Annotated in this window: 18 protein-coding genes and 2 pseudogenes; 16 read left to right on the top strand and 4 right to left on the bottom strand. The window is 56.0% G+C overall.

The window, feature by feature from the left end:
• Positions 1 to 11 precede the first annotated feature (11 nt).
• Positions 12 to 674 carry an SGNH/GDSL hydrolase family protein gene (locus OOZ53_RS24600; protein WP_271092433.1) on the top strand — a complete coding sequence of 221 codons (663 nt, stop codon included), beginning with the start codon at positions 12 to 14 and terminating at the stop codon, positions 672 to 674.
• Positions 675 to 735: 61 nt separating this feature from the next.
• Here OOZ53_RS24600 and OOZ53_RS24595 read toward each other — a convergent pair.
• Positions 736 to 1,335: pseudogene (locus OOZ53_RS24595) on the bottom strand (transposase family protein); the annotation flags it as partial.
• Positions 1,336 to 1,414: 79 nt separating this feature from the next.
• Here OOZ53_RS24595 and OOZ53_RS24590 point away from each other — a divergent pair.
• From OOZ53_RS24590 to OOZ53_RS24545, 10 genes and pseudogenes are all read left to right on the top strand, one after another.
• Positions 1,415 to 1,684: an FCD domain-containing protein gene (locus OOZ53_RS24590; protein ID WP_333780612.1), complete on the top strand. Its 270-nt coding sequence runs from the start codon at positions 1,415 to 1,417 to the stop codon at positions 1,682 to 1,684.
• Positions 1,685 to 1,902: 218 nt separating this feature from the next.
• Positions 1,903 to 2,211: pseudogene (locus OOZ53_RS24585) on the top strand (Tn3 family transposase); the annotation flags it as partial.
• A gap of 124 nt (positions 2,212 to 2,335) precedes the next feature.
• On the top strand, positions 2,336 to 3,070 hold the full coding sequence (locus OOZ53_RS24580; RefSeq protein WP_271092430.1) for a FadR/GntR family transcriptional regulator: 735 nt from the start codon (positions 2,336 to 2,338) through the stop codon (positions 3,068 to 3,070).
• Positions 3,063 to 4,214, top strand: coding sequence for a PLP-dependent transferase (locus OOZ53_RS24575; RefSeq protein WP_271092429.1), 1,152 nt, complete (start codon positions 3,063 to 3,065; stop codon positions 4,212 to 4,214). Before OOZ53_RS24580 ends, OOZ53_RS24575 begins: the two co-directional genes overlap by 8 nt.
• A gap of 36 nt (positions 4,215 to 4,250) precedes the next feature.
• Positions 4,251 to 5,510, top strand: a complete 1,260-nt coding sequence (locus OOZ53_RS24570) for an ABC transporter substrate-binding protein (protein WP_271092427.1) — start codon at positions 4,251 to 4,253, stop codon at positions 5,508 to 5,510.
• Positions 5,511 to 5,578: 68 nt separating this feature from the next.
• Positions 5,579 to 6,442 (top strand): carbohydrate ABC transporter permease, encoded by an 864-nt coding sequence (locus tag OOZ53_RS24565; RefSeq protein ID WP_271092474.1) that lies wholly within the window; start codon positions 5,579 to 5,581, stop codon positions 6,440 to 6,442.
• A gap of 13 nt (positions 6,443 to 6,455) precedes the next feature.
• Positions 6,456 to 7,289 carry a carbohydrate ABC transporter permease gene (locus tag OOZ53_RS24560; RefSeq protein WP_271092473.1) on the top strand — a complete coding sequence of 278 codons (834 nt, stop codon included), beginning with the start codon at positions 6,456 to 6,458 and terminating at the stop codon, positions 7,287 to 7,289.
• Positions 7,290 to 7,292: 3 nt separating this feature from the next.
• Entirely contained in the window at positions 7,293 to 8,351 is a 1,059-nt protein-coding gene (locus tag OOZ53_RS24555; RefSeq protein ID WP_271092426.1) for an ABC transporter ATP-binding protein, read from the top strand.
• A gap of 109 nt (positions 8,352 to 8,460) precedes the next feature.
• Positions 8,461 to 8,742, top strand: a complete 282-nt coding sequence (locus OOZ53_RS24550) for a transposase (protein ID WP_271092425.1) — start codon at positions 8,461 to 8,463, stop codon at positions 8,740 to 8,742.
• A 598-nt stretch (positions 8,743 to 9,340) separates the two neighbouring features.
• Complete coding sequence (locus tag OOZ53_RS24545) at positions 9,341 to 10,342, top strand: helix-turn-helix transcriptional regulator (protein ID WP_271092424.1); 1,002 nt, start codon at positions 9,341 to 9,343, stop codon at positions 10,340 to 10,342.
• A gap of 117 nt (positions 10,343 to 10,459) precedes the next feature.
• On the opposite strand, the gene OOZ53_RS24540 is transcribed toward OOZ53_RS24545, so the two are convergent.
• The 3 genes from OOZ53_RS24540 to OOZ53_RS24530 form a co-directional block, all read right to left on the bottom strand.
• Positions 10,460 to 11,065, bottom strand: a complete 606-nt coding sequence (locus tag OOZ53_RS24540) for a GNAT family N-acetyltransferase (RefSeq protein WP_271092423.1) — start codon at positions 11,063 to 11,065, stop codon at positions 10,460 to 10,462.
• Between the two features lie 267 nt (positions 11,066 to 11,332).
• Positions 11,333 to 12,034, bottom strand: a complete 702-nt coding sequence (locus OOZ53_RS24535; protein WP_271092422.1) for a histidine utilization transcriptional repressor HutC — start codon at positions 12,032 to 12,034, stop codon at positions 11,333 to 11,335.
• The gene (locus OOZ53_RS24530; RefSeq protein WP_271092421.1) at positions 12,031 to 13,398 is read right to left on the bottom strand and encodes a formimidoylglutamate deiminase; all 1,368 of its coding nucleotides are present in this window, start codon (positions 13,396 to 13,398) and stop codon (positions 12,031 to 12,033) included. The genes OOZ53_RS24535 and OOZ53_RS24530 overlap by 4 nt, the downstream gene beginning before the upstream one ends.
• A gap of 75 nt (positions 13,399 to 13,473) precedes the next feature.
• Here OOZ53_RS24530 and hutI point away from each other — a divergent pair, with 75 nt between their 5' ends.
• The 5 genes from hutI (at position 13,474) to OOZ53_RS24505 (ending at position 19,865) form a co-directional block, all read left to right on the top strand.
• Positions 13,474 to 14,673, top strand: a complete 1,200-nt coding sequence (gene hutI / locus OOZ53_RS24525) for an imidazolonepropionase (protein ID WP_271092420.1) — start codon at positions 13,474 to 13,476, stop codon at positions 14,671 to 14,673.
• Positions 14,674 to 14,950: 277 nt separating this feature from the next.
• On the top strand, positions 14,951 to 16,636 hold the full coding sequence (gene hutU, locus OOZ53_RS24520; protein ID WP_271092419.1) for a urocanate hydratase: 1,686 nt from the start codon (positions 14,951 to 14,953) through the stop codon (positions 16,634 to 16,636).
• A 36-nt stretch (positions 16,637 to 16,672) separates the two neighbouring features.
• Entirely contained in the window at positions 16,673 to 17,758 is a 1,086-nt protein-coding gene (locus OOZ53_RS24515) for a TRAP transporter substrate-binding protein (protein ID WP_271092418.1), read from the top strand.
• A 62-nt stretch (positions 17,759 to 17,820) separates the two neighbouring features.
• Complete coding sequence (locus OOZ53_RS24510) at positions 17,821 to 18,318, top strand: TRAP transporter small permease subunit (protein ID WP_271092417.1); 498 nt, start codon at positions 17,821 to 17,823, stop codon at positions 18,316 to 18,318.
• Complete coding sequence (locus OOZ53_RS24505; protein WP_271092472.1) at positions 18,315 to 19,865, top strand: TRAP transporter large permease; 1,551 nt, start codon at positions 18,315 to 18,317, stop codon at positions 19,863 to 19,865. The genes OOZ53_RS24510 and OOZ53_RS24505 overlap by 4 nt, the downstream gene beginning before the upstream one ends.
• The last annotated feature ends 252 nt before the right edge of the window (positions 19,866 to 20,117 follow it).

Below are 20,117 nucleotides of genomic sequence, written 5' to 3'. Positions count from 1 at the left end.
GGAGGAAAACTATGACCAAAAAGCGGATTATGTGTTTCGGAGATTCACTGACCTGGGGTTGGATCCCGGTCGAGGAGGGCGTGCCAACGACGCGTTTTGCCGAAGACGTGCGTTGGACCGGGATCTTGGCGAAGCAACTCGGCGAGGGCTTCCAGATCATCGAAGAGGGGCTGAGTGCGCGTACGACAAATTTGAACGACCCGATCGACCCGCGTCTCGATGGAAGTGCCTATCTGCCGGCCGCCCTGGCCAGTCATTTTCCGCTGGATCTCGTGATCATCATGTTGGGAACCAATGATACCAAAGCTTATTTTCACAGGACGGCTTTCGAGATCTCGGCCGGCATGTCAAAGCTTGTTGGTCAGGTGCTGACCTCCGCTGGTGGGGTCGGCACAATTTATCCCGCACCGCAAGTTCTCATTATTGCGCCACCGCCCCTGACGCCGATGCCGCATCCCTATTTCCAGTCCTTGTTCGGAGGGGCTCATGAAAAAACCGGCGAACTGGCAAAGCACTATGGCGACCTGGCGGATTTCATGAAGGTGCATTTTTTGAATGCCGGCGACCACATTTCAACGGATGGTGTCGACGGTATCCATTTCACCGAAGAGAACAACTGCGATCTCGGCAAAGCCATCGCCGTTAAAGTTCGCGAGATCATGAAATCGACCTAGATCGGATCAGCGTTTGATTGACTCGTTTGGGATTCCCTTTCGGTTTGATTTAAGACTCAGGCTGGGTGCCGTTGTCGGTCAGCACTTTGTGGATCCGGTAGGGGACGGCTTCGACGAGTTCATCCAGAAAGGCTGCGGCCGCTTTGATGTTTGCACGCTCCACCAGTTTGGCGAATGCGAACTTGGATGTCCGGTCAATAGCAATGAAGAGATAGAGCTTGCCCTCGGCGGTTCGCAGCTCGGCAATGTCGATATGGAAGTAACCGATAGGATAGCGCTTGAAGCGCTTCTTTGCCGGCCTGTCGCCGGTAACGTCCGGCAGGCGGCTGATGCCGTGGCGCTGCAGGCAGCGATGGAGCGACGAGCGTGTCAGATGCGGGATCGATGGCTGTAGGGCGTAGAGACAGTCATCGAGCGGCAGCAGCGTATGACGACGGAAGGCAACGATAATGGCCTCCTCATCTTCACTGAGAACGGTTGAACGTGGGTTCCTTGGCCCTGTTTTGCGATCTTCGACCGTTGCCCGCTTGCGCCATTTCTGAACCGTCTTCGGGTTGATCCCGTAGGTCAGGCTTAACGCCGAGATCGAAGCTTTCGATCGCTGTATTGCCGCTCGGATGGCGTGCGTCGTCGTGGCGCTGCCGTGAAGTACCTGTCCCATAGTGCCTCCTTCCATTGCAAAGAGAAGATCGCACCATCAAAGCCTGGGATCAAACACCAATAATCACAGGCCCAAGTCCATGCTGGGTTCTTACATCCGAACTGCAGCACCAAAGAGGCACCGGTCAATTTTCGGCGGGAGCCGGATTAGCGTGATGCGTTCCCCCCTGGCGGAAGCTGCTGAAAATCTGGTGCAAATCGAACAATATGCTGAGTTGTCGCTCTTGGACCATGATCGCATTTTGACGGCTCTGAAAGCGAGAGATGTTGACGCCGCACGCGATGCGATGCGTCGGCATCTGGAGCGCTATTGGAAAATCATGGGATGGCCTGAGGCCCTCGAACGCTGATTTGAGGCGCAAGAGCGTCGACTACACCTATCGAAATCGCCTTGTGGTCACCCTGAAGGCGAGCCACTCCCGGCTGAACTGATCGATTGTGCTCAGCGCAGGGGTGGCCTTGCCAATATCGGTTAACAGATCGATTTGAAGTAACCGAACGCAGTGCTGCTGTCTTGCCGGGGCTACGTCGCCCCATACAGCGGTGTATTTCGCTTGTTCAATCTTCCGGGCTGAAAGCCTACACGCGTGTCTCCGATCAGTATGTCCCGTTCGCGGCTCAGATCATTCCGGCCACGGTGAACGAGGTCGGGCGAAAGATAAAAGAGCAGTCCGCTGACACTGGCGGGTTCACCGATCTGGTCTTTGCCACCACATCCCTTCTCGGGGACATTTTCATTCCCCGCATCTGCGATCTGCCGTCGATACGTTTGCACGTTTTCGAACCGAAAGCCACGCCGTAGGAGCCGAGCGGCCAGGCAGGGGACTGCGTTCGCGAAGCCACGATCATCGCCAAATGGTCCATTCCAATGCGCTCACGGATGAACCGAAACATGTCGCAAAAAGTCTGTCGCATTAATGTCTGACAAAATAATTGTTTTTGTCAGACATTAATGATACGCATTGCTTACATTGAACTTCGTATTTGGAGCAGACGGAACTTTGCAGGAACGAAACCAAGACGCCGCCGTTCTCAGTTTTGAGGCACTTCCTGCCGGAAGTTCGAGCCGCCAAGTGCTTGAAGAACTGACGCGAGCGATTGAGGCCCGTGGTCTCTCTGTCGGGGATCGCTTGCCGCCTGAGATTGAAATAGCGCGCGGTCTGGGGATCAGCCGCACCAAGGTACGCGAAGCGCTGACGTCATGGCAAAATATGGGCATCGTCATCCGCAATAAAAAGGCCGGAACCCGACTAGCGGCGGAGGTGGTCTCGAATGCGATCCATCTTCCTTTGACCCTGAAAATTGAGGCGGAAAGCATGCTGCGCACCCATGCAGTACGGCGGCCGTTGGAGATAGAAGTTGCAGGCCTTGCTGCCGTTAACGCAACGGAGCATGACAGGCGGATCATCATGGCCCGCGTCCGCGAGTTGATGGCCTCGCATACGGCGGGCGAAGATTGGCGTCAGGCCGACCGTCGTTTTCATGGTGCGTTGCAGCATGCCTGTGGAAATCCTCTTTTTGGGCAGCTCATCCAACAGATTCAACAAGGTTTCAATGAAGTGTACGAGGCCCCTTTTGGCAGGCCCCATATTGGGGAGACTTCGATCCCGAAACACCTGCCGATGGCCGAGGCTATCGTTCAGGGAAATGCAGAAGCTGCACGGCGTTTGATGGCGGAGATACTTGATCTGGTCACAGAGGAAGTTCGCAAGGTGATGGTGACGATCAATGTCTGACGCACAAGATATCGGAACAGTTCTTGCCGCCGTGCTGGATGATCCTTACGGATCGATTGCGCCGCCGATTGCCCAGTCCTCTCTTTTTGCCTTCGACAGCTATCAGGCTTTCGAAGATCGGATGGCAGCGCGAAGTGACCAGGCGATGTATACGCGCGTTCAAAATCCGACAGTTGCCGCCTTTGAGGGTTTAATGGCGCAGGCGGAAGAGGGCGGGGCTGCCGTCGGTTTTGCCTCGGGCATGGCAGCCATATCTTCAACGCTGCTCGCGTTTGCAAAGCCCGGTGACCGCATCGCCTGTATCGAACATGTCTATCCTGACACCTACCGCTTTATGGAGCGCATGCTGCGCCCCTTTGGGGTGATCACCGAGTACCACCCCCCAGCCGCCTTTGAGGATGACCCGGATTTGCTGGATGGGGTAAGGCTTGCCTATCTGGAAAGCCCAAGTTCAGTAGTGTTCCAGGCCATGAACCTGGCCAAGGTCGCCGAACATGCGCGTCGCCATGGCACGCTTACGATCACTGACAATTCCTGGGCAACGCCGGTCTTTCAGCGCCCCTTAACCCTTGGCATTGATATCGTTCTCCATTCCGCCTCGAAATACATCTCTGGGCATTCCGATACCGTTGCAGGCGTCGTCGTGTCCTCGCAAGAGCACATTGCGCAGATTCGCGATCTCACATTGTCTCTGCTCGGCGCGAAGCTGGCGCCGTTTGAGGCGTTTTTGCTGACGCGTGGATTGAGGACACTTGCGGCCCGGATGCGTCAGCACCAGGCCACCGCCAACCTCTTTGTCGACCGGCTTGCCGCGTTGCCACAGGTGCGCGGCGTCAATTCGCCGGGTTCGAATGATGTGCCGGGGCTTGCCGGACGCTCTGGTTTGATGTCGGTCGAGTTCGACGAAACTGTCGATATTCCCCGCTTCTCCGATGCGCTCCGGCACTTTCGGCTTGGCGTAAGCTGGGGCGGCTTTGAAAGCCTCATCCTGCCGGCACGTGTAGGCCTTGCCCAGGCGGGCGAGAAAAATTCCATGCAGAAATTCGGCGTATCGCCGAACCTTGTGCGCCTTAGCCTTGGGCTGGAGCGCGCCGAAGACCTCTGGGCGGATTTCATCTCCGCCCTCAACGAAAGTGTCACCTGAAAGGTCGGCACTTCACCAAACCAAAGGGAAGGAAACATGAAAAGACTTATTGCAGGACTATCTACAGCGGCCATGCTCATGACAAGTTCGGCCATTGCTGAAACGAACCTCAAGCTTGTTGAAGTCATCACGAGTCCCGAGCGCACCGTCGCTCTACAAGGTATCGTTGACGAATTCGAAGCTGCCAACCCGGATGTTTCTGTCGAGATTGTTTCCCTGCCATGGGGAAGCGCTTTCGAAAAGCTCGCGACTATGGTCGCGGGAGGCGATATCCCTGACGTGGTGGAGATGCCTGATACCTGGGCCGCGCTCTACGCCGGTTCAGATCAGTTGGTCAGCCTCGCCGATCACGTCTCGGGTTGGGAACATGCCGGTACGCTGACCGAAAAGACCGTGGCAATGGGCAGTCAGGCAGGCGATCTGTATATGATCCCCTATGGCTTTTACCTTCGCGCGATGTTCTACAACAAGAAACTCCTGGCCGAGGCCGGTGTCGAAAGCCCGCCTAAAACCATGGAGGAATTCATGGCAGCGGCGGCCGCGGTTTCCGAGCTTGACGGAAAATACGGATACTGCCTGCGCGGCGGTCCCGGCGGCACAAATGGCTGGATTATGTTTGCCGCTTCCATGAACGGCACCAACGAGTTCTTCACCGAAGATGGCAAGAGCCGCATCAACGAACCGGGGGCTGTTGAAGGTATCCAGTTTATGCTCGATATCTATCAGAAAGGCTACGCGCCCAAGGATTCGGTAAACTGGGGTTTCAATGAAATTGTCGCCGGTTTCTATTCGGGAACCTGTGCGTTTCTGGATCAGGACCCTGATGCGCTGATCGCCATCGCCGAACGGATGCCGGCAGAGGATTTCGCGGTTATTCCGATGCCGCTTGGCCCCTCGGGCAAAGCCTTCCCGACCATCGGTTTTTCGGGATGGTCTATCTTCAAGGCAACCGAACATGAGCAAGAGGCTTTCGATCTGATCGCCGCGCTGTCATCTCCCGAGGCCAACAAAACCTGGGCCAAACGTGTGGGCGTGATCCCGATCCACAAGGGCGCTGATCAGGATCCCTATTTCCAGACCGAGCAGTTCAAGGGCTGGTTCGAAGAGCTGAACGGCGCGGAATACGAGCCCACGACAATGCCGACCCATCTGGAGGAATGGGGCTATTTCACAAGCACTGTGTTGCTTGAATCGGCGCAGGAGGCCTTGTTAGGACAACGCGATGCGCAGGGCCTGGCTGATGAATGGGCCGGCTTCCTGACAGAAGCCCAGGCAAAGTGGCTGGCCGCACAGTGATCGCGCGACCGCTTGAACCTGCTGTGCCCGGGAATTCCCGGGCACGGCGCTCACTCTACCTGCAATATATGGTGGAGCCTTTCTACTATCTAGCACCCGCAGTGATCCTGATCGGGGCAGTCATGATGATGCCGCTGATCATCGGGATATCCTATTCCTTCCAATCCATTGAGCTTCTGAACCCGTTCAAGACCGGCTGGGTCGGGCTCGACAATTACGCCGATCTGTGGACGGATCGCAAATTCTGGATTGCACTAGAGAATACCTTTTTCTGGACGTTCTGGTCCATCACCTTTCAGTTTCTATTGGGGCTGGGGCTCGCGCTTTTGCTGAACACGCAGTTCTTTGGCAAACGTCTGTTTCAGGCGCTTGTCTTTCTGCCTTGGGCAGTGCCGACGTTTTTGTCTGCGCTGACATGGGCGTGGCTCTTTAATCCGGTGATCGGACCGTTGCCGCATTGGTTGGTCGCTGTCGGCATCCTGTCAGAGCCCTACAACATTCTGGGCGACCCTGATCTTGCCATGTGGGGCCCGATCATGGCCAACATCTGGTTTGGTGTGCCGTTTTTTGCAATCACATTGCTTGCCGCACTCCAGTCAATTCCGTCCGAGCTTTATGAAGCCGCTGAAATCGACGGAGCGACGCCTTGGCAAAGCTTCACGAAAATCACGCTTCCTTTCCTCGCGCCGATGATCGCGATCACGGTGATGTTGCGCACGATCTGGATTGCCAACTTCGCTGATCTGATTTTTGTCATGACCGGCGGCGGGCCGGCGAATTCAACCCAAATTCTGTCCACCTATATCTTTACCACGGCCTTTCGGAAGCTCGATTTCGGCTATGCCTCCACAATCGCCGTGGCGCTGCTGGCCATTCTACTCGTCTACGCCTTGATCCTGCTATGGCTGCGCAAGAAGCTTGTGAGAATCTGAACCGATGTCCATCATGCGCCGTCGCCACCCTTTGTTTGCAGTCGGAAAGTACGCGGCACTTCTGTTCTACCTGGCCTTCGCGCTCTTCCCGCTCTATTGGCTCCTAAAAATTGCGCTGACACCGGATGCGTTGATTTTCAGCGAAGGCACCCGATTGCTACCCTCGGCGATGACCTGGTCGAATTTTTCGGCTGTTCTCTTCGCTACTGATTTTCTCGCATACTTTGGCAATTCGCTGATCGTATCGCTGGGCACCGCATTTGTTACGACGCTGGTCGCGGCAGGGGCAGGATACGCGTTTTCGCGCTTTGTCTTTGCGGGCAAGAAGATCATCATCGCGGTGATGCTCATCACCCAGATGTTTCCGCTGCTGATGATCATTGCGCCGATCTATAAAATCGTGGCGGATCTGGGGCTTTTGAACTCACTTACATCACTGATCGTGGTTTACACGGCTTTCAACATCCCGTTCGCAACCTTCCTGATGCAAAGTTTCTTTGACGGCATTCCCAAAGACCTTGAAGAGGCGGCGATGATGGATGGCTGTTCTCGCTTTCAGGCGCTGCGCAAGGTGGTATTCCCACTGACATTACCAGGTCTCGGCGCGACGCTGGGCTTTGTCTTTACCGCCGCCTGGTCGGAGCTTCTTTTTGCGCTCATGCTGATTTCCCGCAATGATGCGATGACCTTCCCGGTGGGGCTTTTGACTTTTGTTTCAAAGTTCTCCGTCGATTGGGGGCAGATGATGGCCGCAGGTGTTCTTGCGCTGATCCCGTCCTGTCTCTTCTTCATTTTCATTCAACGCTATCTCGTCCAGGGGCTGACCTCCGGCGCGGTGAAAGGATAAGCCATGGCCCACCTCGAATTGAAGGATGTCTCCAAAAGCTACGGCCCGGTCGAGGTTCTGCGCGACATCAACCTTCAAATAGCGGATGGCGAGTTTGTCGTTCTTGTCGGGCCTTCCGGGTGCGGCAAGTCCACGCTATTGCGCATGATTGCCGGACTAGAGCCCATCTCCGGCGGCGATTTTCTGATCGATGGGGCACACATGAACGATGTACGTCCTCGAGATCGGGATATCGCGATGGTTTTCCAATCCTACGCGCTCTATCCGCATATGGATGTTGGCCGGAATATGGGTTTTTCCATGGAAATCCGGAAAGAACCCACCGAGACACGACGGAGCAAAGTTGCCGAGGCCGCTCAGACACTCGGCCTTAGTCATCTGATAGACCGGTTGCCTAAGGCGCTGTCCGGAGGGCAGCGTCAGCGTGTGGCCATGGGACGCGCGATTATTCGCAATCCGCGCGCGTTTCTCTTTGACGAGCCGCTTTCAAACCTCGACGCAGCGCTTCGCGTTGAGATGCGACTGGAAATCGCGCGGCTTCATCAGAAGCTTGGCTCAACTATGATTTATGTTACGCATGATCAGGTCGAAGCGCTTACGCTCGCCGACCGGATTGTTGTCTTGCATGGCGGAGATATTCAACAGGTCGGAAGCCCTCTGGAACTCTATGAGCGCCCAGCCAATAGATTTGTTGCACAATTTATTGGCTCGCCCACGATGAATGTCGTCGAAGTGGAGGGCGGTGAAACCGGCGTGACGACTCGGAACGGCACGCTCATTTCCGTTCCGCGAACGTCGGATACGCGGCGCGCGACAGCGCTTGGGATCAGGCCGGAACATCTTGAAGTCGTCGATCTCAATCAGGGTGATCTGACCGCGGTGGCTGATGTGGTTGAACATCTGGGTTCAGATACGAATATCTATGTTAAAGTGGATGGGATCGGTCCTCTGATGGTTCGAAAGCACGGTAATATCCCGGCGCGCTCGGGGGATAGGATTGGTCTTAGAATTCAGGTTGAAAACGCGCACCTCTTTGCGCCGGATGGAACCACCCTTAGCTAAATCACAGGATCAGGAAACATAGGGGAACTGCGTGTGACCTGGGTCCCGGAAAGTAGTCCACGCTGCTTGTTTGAATCTGGCTTAATTCGTGCGCTTGAAGAAGAAGGGGATGAGCCGGAAGACTAACAAACCCGAACAGATCACAGGAATGCTGCGTGAAGCGGAGATCAGGCTGAGCCATGGCCGGACGGTCGAAGAGAGTTGCCGTGGCTTCGGAGTGTCAGGGCAGAGTTACTACAGGTGGCGCCGTGAGCACGGCGGCGTGGAAGTCAGCCAGACCCATCGGCTGAAGGAACTTGAGAACGAGAACGCTCGGTTGAGCAAGGCAGTCTCCGGTCTGACGCTCGACAAGCTGATCCTCAACGAGGCGCTGACGGGACTAAACACCTAGCCGAGTGAACCGATCTTCCACCATCAAATGTTCCAAGCTAGATCAGAATTGCGCTAGGTCTCCCCAGGGGGCACGGATCAGCCTGTTCGGAGGTACTGTTTGCTACGGAAGGCGCGTGCTTCGGACAAGGCGATCTCGCACAGTTTGTCGAGGCGCGAGCCCAAGTGCGACAAACAAAGGCCTTTCGCTCTTTTCCGATTTCCTTCCGCTCTGCATTTTCGCGTTGCCCTTCCTGAGAGATGGGTGACATTTCATTCCGGACACATGGGTTACACTTTTGGCCCCTTGCGGGAGAGCAAGGATGCCTTGGAAGGAGTGCAACGTAATGGAATGAGTAATCGAATGCCGAACTTTGGGTGAGCAGGACCAAAGTAGCTTATTCTGCAAATCAATCCAGACAATGAACGCTTCTGAACAGAATGCGCGGCCGATGAAATCCCAACAAGGACAAGTTCTGGCAATCAGGTCCCAACCCGACAGGCAAGACAGATGGTTTGCCCAGTAACAATTGGTTGAGCATGTATTTGTTCCAAACTTGGCAGGCGCGTGTTAAACAGTGTGTTAACTAAATGGACACTGGTTTGGCGGACTTTTTTCCATGAGTTTACTTGCAAATTCAGTTGGTCGATTTGAGAACAAGCATCGACACGGCCCGGCTTCGACGGCGGATGAGGTGGGAAGCTGGTTCTCTCATGGGCATGATGGTGGACATCAGGTTGTTCCACTTGATTCTCCAAAATCGGGCGGCTCGGTGGTGCTATCAAGCGCCAGCTTTCCCGGCATAAAGACAACGATCGCGGATTGGGGCTTCTCAACCGAAGGTACAACACTGGTCGATCAGCAGTTGTATTGTCTCGCACTCCCGCTTTCGGGATCTTGCATGGTTTTCGATACGCATTTCGGAAAAATTGAATGCCACAAAAAACGAGGGCGCATAATCCGCAGAAATGCTGGAACCAAGGTTGTGGCTTCTGCCGGCAACAAGATGATCTACCTGGCAATTCCCGCAGATCGGCTGGAAGCGCGGGCGCGGAGCTTGTTCAATTGCGAGCTCGATGATTCATTGCGATTTTCGCCCGGCATCGATTTAGATACCCATCGTGGCGGCATAATCCTAAGCTTGTTCAGCTATTTGCTCACGTTACATGGTAATTCGGAACAGGCATTTGAGCATGAAATCGTCAACGCTAGTTTCTTTGATTATCTGACGACATGCATTCTCAGTACATTGCCGCATAACTACAGTTTTGGACCTGATGCATCAATCGAATATGCTATTCCAGGAGTTGTGCGCCGGGCCGAAGACTGGTTGCAGGCACATGCTCACGAACCAGTATCAATGGAAATTCTGGCTCGAGAGGTTGGTTGCAGCGAACGGGCTTTGCAGAACGCTTTCAGAAATTTTCGGGACAAAAGTCCGATGACGGTTTTACGTGACATCCGCCTCGATCGCGCTCACTCGGATTTGAAACTTGCACAAGCCACCGTTACGGATGTGGCGCTCAAATGGGGATTTTCAAATCTTGGTCGGTTCGCGGCACAATATGAGGCCAAGTTCCACGAGAAGCCATCGCAGACCGTCGGGAGAAATTCCAGTTAGCTGTCAGGATGGTGTGAAGCAGAGTTTCGGACCTCAACAAAGCGGGATGTTGTGGTCATTCGTTGCGGTCAGGGGAAGCATGTTCAAGTGAAATCATTTGTGGTTTTTTGAACGATCCTAAATGCGCTTTGTCATCTCCGTCGCATGAGAGAAACCAAAAATCCTGCTAAGTATGCCAAGCGACATAACCGATCTTTCCCTAAAGCCCTCTCGCTCGTAAAGCGACCGAGCTCGAGGGTTTATATCGATCACATCAAGCCGAATGCGCTGAAGTTTCGCGGATACCGCATGATCCTCGATCGCATGCAATAACGCGGTTCCTACACCGCGCCCGCGAGCTTCCGGTTCCACGAAAATACCATCCATCAACAATGTACCGTCTTCAACCTTGCGCTCCAGAACGCTCACGAGAACGCCGCGGAGTGTCCCGCCCACCCATCCGTAGACGGCAGCAAGATCCTTGATGTCACCGCCAATGAATGATCCGCTATGCGATCTGAATCCGGCAACGCCGAGAAATGCGCCTGTATCGGACAACGCGCTGATTGCATAATCCGGATCAAGCACGCCCTCTATGAAAGCCACAGCCTTTGCTTCTGGACCCAGTGGATAGCGCAGCTTCGTTGCAAATGCTCTCCAATATCCCCGAGCGGCGGGCGCGCGGTGTTCGGGCCGCAAGCCATGATTAATGACGAAATCTGATGTCGTTCGGTTTGTTTCCAACGCGATAGCTCTCCATTTTTCATCTCAGATGGACGCTTATCTGGATGGTTTCAATGAGACAGCGTTTTGATCAATGAGTCCTTAGCCTTGACAAAAGTATCCGGTGATGCCCGCAATTTTCTTCTGAAATTTCTTGCATTCTACATTCATCGATGTGAGGTAGCCCTTGACTGGCTCGAGATCCGGTGCATCGAACGAGCTACCTCATATTTGGCGGATTGCCTTATACGGAAAAGACGTCCCCAGCGGATCGCCTTCCTATAGCGATCATATTCGGGTCAATAGCTGATAACCTGGTGCTGTTTGCGCCCTGACCAGCGTGATGGGTGCTTCGTCGATCCAGGTCGTTCGTTCAATGACAAACAATGCGTCGCCAATCTTGGCGTTTAGGAGTTCGGCGCTTTCTGGGCTTGCGCTTTCGGCATAAAATCGTAGATCGCATCTGCTGTAGGGTTTGTTCTGGACCAGCCATTCATTTGCGCTGACCGTGGTCAGATCAATATCGAGGATTTCCGGAACAGTCGTCGTGTCGACCCAGCGATCTTCGAGGATATAAGGCCGACCGTCCGAAAGGTGGAGCGCCTTTACACGGAGCATCTCCTTGCGCTGAGCAAGCTCAAAATTTCCCGTCACCGATCGGGGTGTCATTGCAGTCTTGGAGCTTATCAACTGATATCCGTAACGAGCACCTTTCTGTTCAACCTCTGTCCGGGTGACCGGAATGTCCAGTGTCGCACGAGTGACAGGATCGGATCGCACACGGGTGCCGCCTTTGCGGCGACGTTCAACAATTCCCCCATCGGAAAGGTCTTGCATGGCGCGCTGAACCGTGGAGCGGGCACAATGTAACTCCTCGGCAATATCCGCGTCACGGGGCAGTCGGTCACCTGGGGCGTAATCTCCCGAAAGGATACGTTGATGAATCCTGTCGCGTACCTCCTTCCAGGATAGTCGGGCTCCGGTCATCATATATGCTGCCCCAGTTCCGTTATCACTTTTCTGAATTCCTCTACTATAGCGTCTCGCTTGACGTGGCGACCCGATTTTACAACGTGGCGTCCGGCACTCCATACGTCGGTAATGCACTCACGCCCCCGCCCGCCAAAGATCAGGCTGTCGAGGCAGGCGTCGCCGGTCCGTCCGCATATCCATTCATTGTCTGTACTGAGGCCGATCAGGTCCGCCTGCCGGCCAACCTCGATCCGTCCCGAGTCGCGGCCACTGGCTTGCGCGCCGCCGGTGGCAACAGCATCGAATAACGCCCTTCCTGTGGACCGTTCTGGGGTGGCCAGCGCTGCGCGGCAACGATCTCTTAGACGCTGGGAATATTCCAGCGTTGCCAGCTCGTCGAACAAAGCGATATGGACGTTTGAATCCGAACCGATACCGTACCGCCCACTTTGGGCACTGTATTCAACTCCGTTGAAAACACCGTCACCTAGACTGGATTCGGTGATAGGACAGAGACCCGAAACGGCGCCTGATTGAGCAAGGCCGGCGGTTTCCGCATCTGTCATCTGTGTTGTGTGAATCAGGCACCAGCGGCTGTCGACCTGCGCATTGTCCAAAAGCCATTCGACAGGGCGGGCGCCAAGGGCGGCCTGCACTTCATCGACCTCGGCTACCTGCTCTGCCAGGTGCATATGGATCGGACCGTTTCCGAAGCTTTCGACAACTGACGCAAAATCCTCCGCTGATACAGCTCGCAGTGAGTGAGGCGCCACTCCGATTTCAAAATCATCGGGCGCGTCTGCAATTTGCGCGCGCGCGGCGTCGTACAGGTTGCTGAATTGGGTCAGATCGTTGCCGAACCGTTGCTGCCCCCCTTCCAGAGGCCGCCGGTTGCATCCGCCATAGGTGTACAGCGCTGGCAGGAGAGTGAGCCCGATCCCGGTCCGCTTCGCCGCCGAAATGATACGGCCCGACATTTCGCCAAGGTCACTATAGACGGCGCCGCCGACTGAATGGTGCAAATAATGGAACTCGGTAACACCAGCGTAGCCGGCTTCCAGCATTTCCATAAAGACCAGATTGGCGATCGCTTCGACCTGTTCGGGCGTCAAACGGTCCAGGAACTGGTACATCAATTTGCGCCAGGACCAGAAAGTGTCGCGCGGGTCAGTGCTGCGGGTTTCAGTCAAGCCGGCCATTGCCCGCTGAAACGCGTGACTATGCAGGTTAACTGGCGCTGGCAGAACGAGGTCGCGGACCTGCCCGCGAACAGGCGAATTCTCTGTAACATTGGTGATTTGGCCGTCTGGGCCAACCTTAATTTCAACGTCACTTGCCCAGCCTTTCGGCGTAAGTGCTTGTTTTGCGTAAATAGCGTGCATTTTTCTCTTGGTCTGTTGACAATTATGTAGCTACATAATAAATTTATTGCAGACATAATACAAGAGTGAAGAAAAATGGAAGACGTTCGGCTCATAACGAATGTTTCAGCGGCAACCATGATTGGACCAGACGGTGTCGGACTGGTCCCGCAAGCGGGAATAGTGATCCGAGGCGGCCGGATTGCCTGGGTCGGTGCAATCACGGAACTTCCGAAAGAGTTTCAGGAAATCCCCGCGGTTTCCTATGATGGCCGGTTGGCAACGCCGGCTCTCGTTGATTGCCACACCCACCTTGTGCACGGCGGCAACCGTGCCCGCGAATTCGAGATGCGGCTTGAAGGGGCAAGTTATGAAGAAATCGCCCGGGCTGGTGGTGGTATCGTTTCTACTGTATCCGCGACCCGCGAAGCTGGCGAAAAGGACCTGCTTTCGCAGGGACTGCGCCGGGTTGACGCGCTGATTGCCGAAGGTGTTGCGACAGTCGAGATCAAATCAGGCTATGGGCTGGAGCCTGAGACCGAGCTGAAGATGCTGCGGGTCGCGCGCCGGATCGCGCAGGAGCGGCCGATCAACGTGAAAACTACATATCTGGGTGCGCATGCATCCCCGAAGGGCATAGACCCAGACACCTACATCGATACCATCTGCATCCCGACGCTGGATGCTGCCCATGTCGAAAATCTGGTCGATGCGGTGGATGGATTCTGCGAGAGTATCGCCTTTAACCCGGACCAGATCAGCAGGGTGTTTGATCATGCAAAATCATTGGGGCTGCCAGTCAAGCTTCATGCGGAGCAGTTGGGTCATTTGGGAGGGACCGCACTGGCGGCACGATACGGGGCGCTATCGGTCGATCATGTTGAATACGCCACCGAAGCCGACGCCCGCGCTCTTGCTGATGCAGGCAGTGTTGCGGTGTTGCTGCCCGGCGCGTTCTACACACTGAAAGAGACCCAAAAACCACCTATCGACGCCTTCCGCAGGCACGATGTTCCGATGGCTGTCGCGACCGACTGGAACCCCGGATCCTCACCGATGGGTTCTGTGCTTCTGGCCATGAATATGTGTTGCACGCTGTTCGGGCTTACGCCCAGCGAGGCGCTGGCAGGCACAACCCTCAATGCTGCACACGCGCTCGGATTGGAAGATCGTGGCGTGATTGCCGAAGGTATGCGGGCTGACCTGGCAATCTGGGACGTCGAAGATATGGCGGAGCTCTCCTATCTCATCGGTGCCAATCCACTCCACAGCCGGATATTCGCGGGTGCCTTATGAACCTGTTCGACTCAGCCGGGGGGCAATCCCATCGCGATAGTGCAACGGCATGGCGGCACTCCTGTACCGGGATGCATCTTGGCACGGCTGACGGGCGATGGATGCCGATCGGCCGGCAACGACTTGTATATCAACCGGCTGCCGGTCAGGGCGGCGCTCCGAATTGGGCTCGCCGCGAGAACCGCGTCTGTGCCCTCGGACGGCGTTGTCAGGCAATGCCTGCAAACTCAGCGATCTTCGCCGTGTCGGGCGCAATGAACCAGAAAGGACATGCAACATGAGTGATCCGCGCAAGAACTCACGCGACATATACCCTCCCACCGGCCCGGAGCTGAATGCGAAGAGCTGGCTGACCGAAGCGCCGCTGCGCATGATGATGAACAACCTGCACCCGGATGTAGCCGAAAACCCGCATGAATTGGTGGTGTATGGCGGCATCGGGCGTGCGGCGCGGACGTGGAAGGATTTCGATCTGATCGTCGACTGCCTGAAGGGGCTGGAAGAGGATGAAACGCTCATCGTCCAGTCGGGCAAGCCGGTTTCGATCATTCGCACCCACAAGGATGCACCGCGCGTGCTGATCGCCAACTCGAATCTTGTGCCGCATTGGGCCACCTGGGACCATTTCAACGAGTTGGACCGCAAGGGTCTGACGATGTACGGTCAGATGACGGCGGGCTCTTGGATTTATATCGGCTCGCAAGGTATCGTTCAGGGCACCTACGAGACCTTTGTCGAGGCCGGACGTCAGCACTATGGCGGCGATCTGACCGGCAAATGGGTCCTGACCGGTGGCTTGGGCGGCATGGGCGGCGCGCAACCCTTGGCGGCGGTTATGGCCGGTGCCTGTTGCCTGGCTGTCGAATGTGACGAAAAGAGCGCCGATTTCCGCGTGCGCACCAGGTATGTGGACGAAAAGACCCGCGACCTTGATCAGGCGCTGGAGATGATTGATGGCTGGACCAGGGCGGGTGAGGCTAAATCCGTCGCGCTGATTGGCAACGCCGCTGACGTATTCCCCGAAATATACCGCCGCATGAAGGCCGGTGGAATGCGCCCGGATATCGTTACCGACCAAACCAGTGCCCATGACCCGGTGAATGGATACCTGCCGCAGAACTGGACCGTGGCCGAGTGGCGCGCCAGGGCCGAGACGGACCCCAAAGGGGTTGAACGCGCGGCGCGCGCCTCGATGAAGGCGCAGGTCGAGGCGATGGTCGCCTTCCATGACGACGGTGTGCCGACCGTTGATTACGGTAACAATATTCGCCAGATGGCGTTAGAAGAAGGATTGGAGAACGCCTTTGCCTTCCCCGGCTTTGTTCCGGCCTATATCCGGCCGCTGTTCTGCAAAGGCATCGGTCCGTTCCGCTGGGCGGCGCTATCGGGCGATCCTGAAGATATCTACAAAACCGACCAGAAGGTCAAAGAACTGCTGCCGGACGACGCACACCTGCACAATTGGCTGGATATGGCGCGCGCCCGTATTGAGTTTCAGGGTCTGCCGGCGCGTATCTGCTGGGTCGGTCTGGGTGATCGTCACCGGTTGGGTCTGGCATTCAACGAAATGGTGGCGAACGGTGAACTGAAAGCTCCTATCGTCATCGGACGGGACCACCTTGACTCCGGATCGGTTGCATCGCCCAACCGGGAGACCGAAGCTATGATGGACGGATCGGATGCGGTATCCGACTGGCCGTTATTGAACGCGCTAATCAACACTGCCTCGGGGGCGACTTGGGTGTCTCTGCACCATGGCGGCGGCGTCGGCATGGGCTTCAGTCAGCATTCCGGCGTTGTGATTTGCGCTGACGGCACCGAAGATGCCGCCAGGCGCATTGAGCGCGTTCTGTGGAATGACCCTGCAACCGGTGTCTGGCGTCATGCCGACGCCGGCTACGATATCGCCAAAGAGCACGCCCGCAAATGTGGCTTGCGACTACCTGCGATCCTCGGAAATTAAACCATCTGCCTGCAACCAACTAGGGAGTACCAAGAAATGGATAGACGCAGATTCCTGAAGACCGGCGCCGTTGGCGCCATAGCGGCACCGCTGGCCACACCGGCGATCGCTCAAGACAAACGACAGTGGAAAATGGTCACGGCATGGCCCAAGAACCTGCCCGGTCCCGGTGTCGCGGCACAGATGTTGGCCGACCGGATCACAACCCTGTCGGGTGGCCGTATCGAGGTCAAACTGTTTGCCGCCGGCGAACTCGTGCCCGGTCGCGGTGTATTCGACGCGGTCAGCGAAGGCACCGCTGAGTTGTATCATGCCGTTCCGGCCTATTGGGGCTCGAAATCCAAGGGCATCCTGCTCTTTGGTTCTCAGCCATTCGGGCTGCGCGCCGATGAGCAAGTCGGCTGGCTTTACCATGGCGGCGGTCAAGCACTCTATGATGAAATGTACGGTCGTTTCGGCATCAAGCCTTTCCTGTGCGGCAACTCCGGCCCGCAGTGGGCAGGTTGGTTCCGCAACGAGATAACCTCGGTCGATGACCTGAAAGGAATGAAGTTCCGGACTACAGGTCTGGCATCGGAAATGGCATCCAAGCTGGGCATGGCTGCCGAAGCGCTCTCGGGTCCGGCAATGTTCCAGGCACTTCAGACCGGCGCGCTGGACGCAGGCGAGTTCATCGGTCCCTGGACGGACAGTGCATTGGGCTATCATCAAGTCGCGAAATACTACTACTGGCCAGGAGTAGGCGAACCGTCCTCGGCAGAGGAGTGTGGCATCAACGCTGACTTGTACAACGGTCTTCCCGATGACCTGAAACAGGTTGTGAGCAATGCCTGTGAAAGCCTCTACAACCCCGTTTGGACGGAATATACGACCAAACACGCCATTTCGCTGAAGAACCTTGTTGACGAAGAAGGCGTCCAGGTGCGCCGTCTCCCGGACAGTGTCATCGAAGCGATGGGGACGGCGGCTGCCGAAGTCATCGACGAATTGCGTCAGGATGACGACAAGCTTGTTCAGCAGATTACGGAGAGCTTCGTATCCTATCGCGACAGCGTCGGCAGTTACATGACCTATGCGGATAACGGGCAAATGAACGCTCGCGCCCAAGTCCTGGGCTACTGAGACAAGTGCGCGTGGGACCATCGGTGCCCACGCGCCGCACAAACATATGGGGGAGGATTCATATGCTGCGGCTTGCGGATTTTTTGGACAGCATAAATTTGCGGCTGGCGATGGTCATACGCTGGTTCGCTCTGTTGATGCTGCTGATCCAGTTCGGCATCGTGCTCGGGCGCTATGTATTCGGGATTAACTCGATCGCGGTACAGGAAAGCGTACTTTATCTGCACGCTTCATTGTTCATGCTTGCGGCGGGTTACACGCTTCTTGTCGATAAGCACGTGCGTGTTGACATATTCTACGCCGCGGCTTCTCCGACCACAAAAAGGCGAATCGACATAATCGGGCACCTAATATTGCTGCTACCGGCGATGTGCGCTTTGGCGTGGTGGTCTTGGCCTTCAGTAAGGAATTCCTGGAAGATTCTCGAAGGGCCCATGGCCGTCGGTGGCATCGAAGCGGTCTTTTTATTGAAAACGCTGATACCGGCCTTTTGTCTGCTGGTATCCATCCAGTCCGTTGCCATTCTTCTGAGACTTCTTGCCGGGAAGGGGGTGCAATGACACAGTATCTTGACCTGTTCATGTTTGTCGCTTTGATCATAGCGATCATGTCTGGCTTTCCGGTGGCTTTCAGCATTGCTGGCATCGCCGTAATTTTCGCCTATTTGGGCTGGTTCGCCGGTGTTATGGACATCTCACTCCTCGGCGCCTTCGGGCAGCGGGTATTTGGCCTGATTTCGAACCAGGTTCTGATCGCCATTCCATTGTTCATCCTTATGGGTGCGCTGCTCGAAAAAAGCCGTATCGCGGAAGATCTCCTAGACACCATGGGCCGGGCGTTCGGTCAGCTCCGTGGCGGGCTGGGGATCTCGGTTGTTCTGGTGGGTGCGCTTCTGGCGGCCTCTACGGGTATAGTCGGGGCCACGGTTGTGGCCATGGGGCTAATCGCGTTGCCGACGATGCTGCGCTCGGGCTACGATCCCCGGGTGGCATCCGGCATCGTCTGCACGGCAGGGACGCTGGGGCAGATCATCCCACCCTCAACGCTGCTCATCATCCTGGCCGACGTTATGTCGAACGCCTATCAGCAGGCGCAGTATGAACAGGGCAAGTTCTCGGTCGAGGCGCTGTCGGTTGGCCAGTTTTTTGCCGCGGCCATCTTGCCGGGATTGATGCTGGTCTGTCTGTACCTGCTTTACATCATCGGCCGCGGCATGCTCAGACCGAATGACATGCCGCCGGCGGGTGATGACGTTCCAAGACCCGACCGGACCGAGGTGCTAAGCGCCGTGGTGCCGCCGATCCTGCTGATACTGGCTGTTCTGGGGTCGATCCTGTCGGGAATCGCGACGCCAACCGAGGCGGCTTCCGTTGGCGCCGTCGGAGCGCTGCTCATGGCGGGTACTCGGCTGGGCAAAAACCGGCGAATGATCCTGTGCGGGGCGACCGCGCTGGTCCTCCTGGCAATCGCAGCCGGCGTGTTTCCGGTCCGCCTTCAGCGTTCGGATGTTGGCCTTGTCGGAACGGGTGCGGGTGTCATTTACATCTGTCTTGCGATTGCGGGAGTGATTGGTCTTTTGGCCGCGTTGCGAAACGTTATTGCCAAAAAGATGATCAACGAGGCACTCACATCGACGATGACAATGACCTCAATGATCTTTGCGACCATCCTTGCCGCGGGAATGTTCTCGCTCGTGTTTATCGGTCTGGGAGGGGAAGAACGTGTAGCGCATTGGCTGGAAAACCTCCCCGGAGGCGCAACCGGCGCGTTGCTGGTCACCATGGTGATCGTGTTCATTCTCGGCTTCTTCCTCGACTTTGTGGAGATCTCGGTGATCGTGCTGCCGATTGTCACGCCCACACTGATACTGTTGGGCCATGACCCGATCTGGTTGGGGATCATCCTGGCGATAAATCTTCAGACCTCGTTCCTGACGCCGCCCTTTGGCTTCTCGCTCTTCTATCTGCGGGGCGCCGCACCGGCCGAGGTCACGACCGGGCACATCTACCGGGGGGTTGTTCCGTTCATCATCCTGCAGGCCATCGGCGTTGCGCTGATCTGGTTCCTGCCGGAAATTGCAACCGTGCTGCCTGAGGCAATGTTCTGAAGGTGGCTTGATATCGAATCACACGAACATGGAGATATGCCGCCCGGTAAAGGGTGGTGTGATGGTCACAAGTCAGATGTGTTCATGAGCGGAAACAAGTGCTGGTAAGTTTGCCCCAATGCTTTCTGATTGGATTTTGTGATCGAATTGGCTCTTTTTGAGCATGGATCTGCCAAGCAGACAGGCTACAGGTTCCGGTTGAAAAGCTCTGCCATCTTGATGCTGGTCATCCAATCCGCGTTAGCCTGTTAA

The sequence above is a fragment of the Allohoeflea poritis genome, from assembly GCF_027889715.1.
Lineage (GTDB): Bacteria > Pseudomonadota > Alphaproteobacteria > Rhizobiales > Rhizobiaceae > Hoeflea_A > Hoeflea_A poritis.
The sequence above is the reverse complement of the archived record's forward strand: the minus strand, read 5'-3'. Positions and strand labels throughout refer to the sequence as shown.

Excerpts from the sequence above, each read along its gene's own strand:
- OOZ53_RS24600 (WP_271092433.1), top strand. The coding sequence starts at position 12 with ATGACCAAAAAGCGGATTATGTGTTTCGGAGATTCACTGACCTGGGGT.
- OOZ53_RS24590 (WP_333780612.1), top strand. The coding sequence starts at position 1,415 with ATGCTGGGTTCTTACATCCGAACTGCAGCACCAAAGAGGCACCGGTCA.
- OOZ53_RS24575 (WP_271092429.1), top strand. The coding sequence starts at position 3,063 with ATGTCTGACGCACAAGATATCGGAACAGTTCTTGCCGCCGTGCTGGAT.
- OOZ53_RS24570 (WP_271092427.1), top strand. The coding sequence starts at position 4,251 with ATGAAAAGACTTATTGCAGGACTATCTACAGCGGCCATGCTCATGACA.
- OOZ53_RS24565 (WP_271092474.1), top strand. The coding sequence starts at position 5,579 with ATGGTGGAGCCTTTCTACTATCTAGCACCCGCAGTGATCCTGATCGGG.
- OOZ53_RS24560 (WP_271092473.1), top strand. The coding sequence starts at position 6,456 with ATGCGCCGTCGCCACCCTTTGTTTGCAGTCGGAAAGTACGCGGCACTT.
- OOZ53_RS24555 (WP_271092426.1), top strand. The coding sequence starts at position 7,293 with ATGGCCCACCTCGAATTGAAGGATGTCTCCAAAAGCTACGGCCCGGTC.
- OOZ53_RS24550 (WP_271092425.1), top strand. The coding sequence starts at position 8,461 with ATGAGCCGGAAGACTAACAAACCCGAACAGATCACAGGAATGCTGCGT.
- OOZ53_RS24545 (WP_271092424.1), top strand. The coding sequence starts at position 9,341 with ATGAGTTTACTTGCAAATTCAGTTGGTCGATTTGAGAACAAGCATCGA.
- OOZ53_RS24535 (WP_271092422.1), bottom strand. The coding sequence starts at position 12,034 with ATGATGACCGGAGCCCGACTATCCTGGAAGGAGGTACGCGACAGGATT.
- OOZ53_RS24530 (WP_271092421.1), bottom strand. The coding sequence starts at position 13,398 with ATGCACGCTATTTACGCAAAACAAGCACTTACGCCGAAAGGCTGGGCA.
- hutI (WP_271092420.1), top strand. The coding sequence starts at position 13,474 with ATGGAAGACGTTCGGCTCATAACGAATGTTTCAGCGGCAACCATGATT.
- hutU (WP_271092419.1), top strand. The coding sequence starts at position 14,951 with ATGAGTGATCCGCGCAAGAACTCACGCGACATATACCCTCCCACCGGC.
- OOZ53_RS24515 (WP_271092418.1), top strand. The coding sequence starts at position 16,673 with ATGGATAGACGCAGATTCCTGAAGACCGGCGCCGTTGGCGCCATAGCG.
- OOZ53_RS24510 (WP_271092417.1), top strand. The coding sequence starts at position 17,821 with ATGCTGCGGCTTGCGGATTTTTTGGACAGCATAAATTTGCGGCTGGCG.
- OOZ53_RS24505 (WP_271092472.1), top strand. The coding sequence starts at position 18,315 with ATGACACAGTATCTTGACCTGTTCATGTTTGTCGCTTTGATCATAGCG.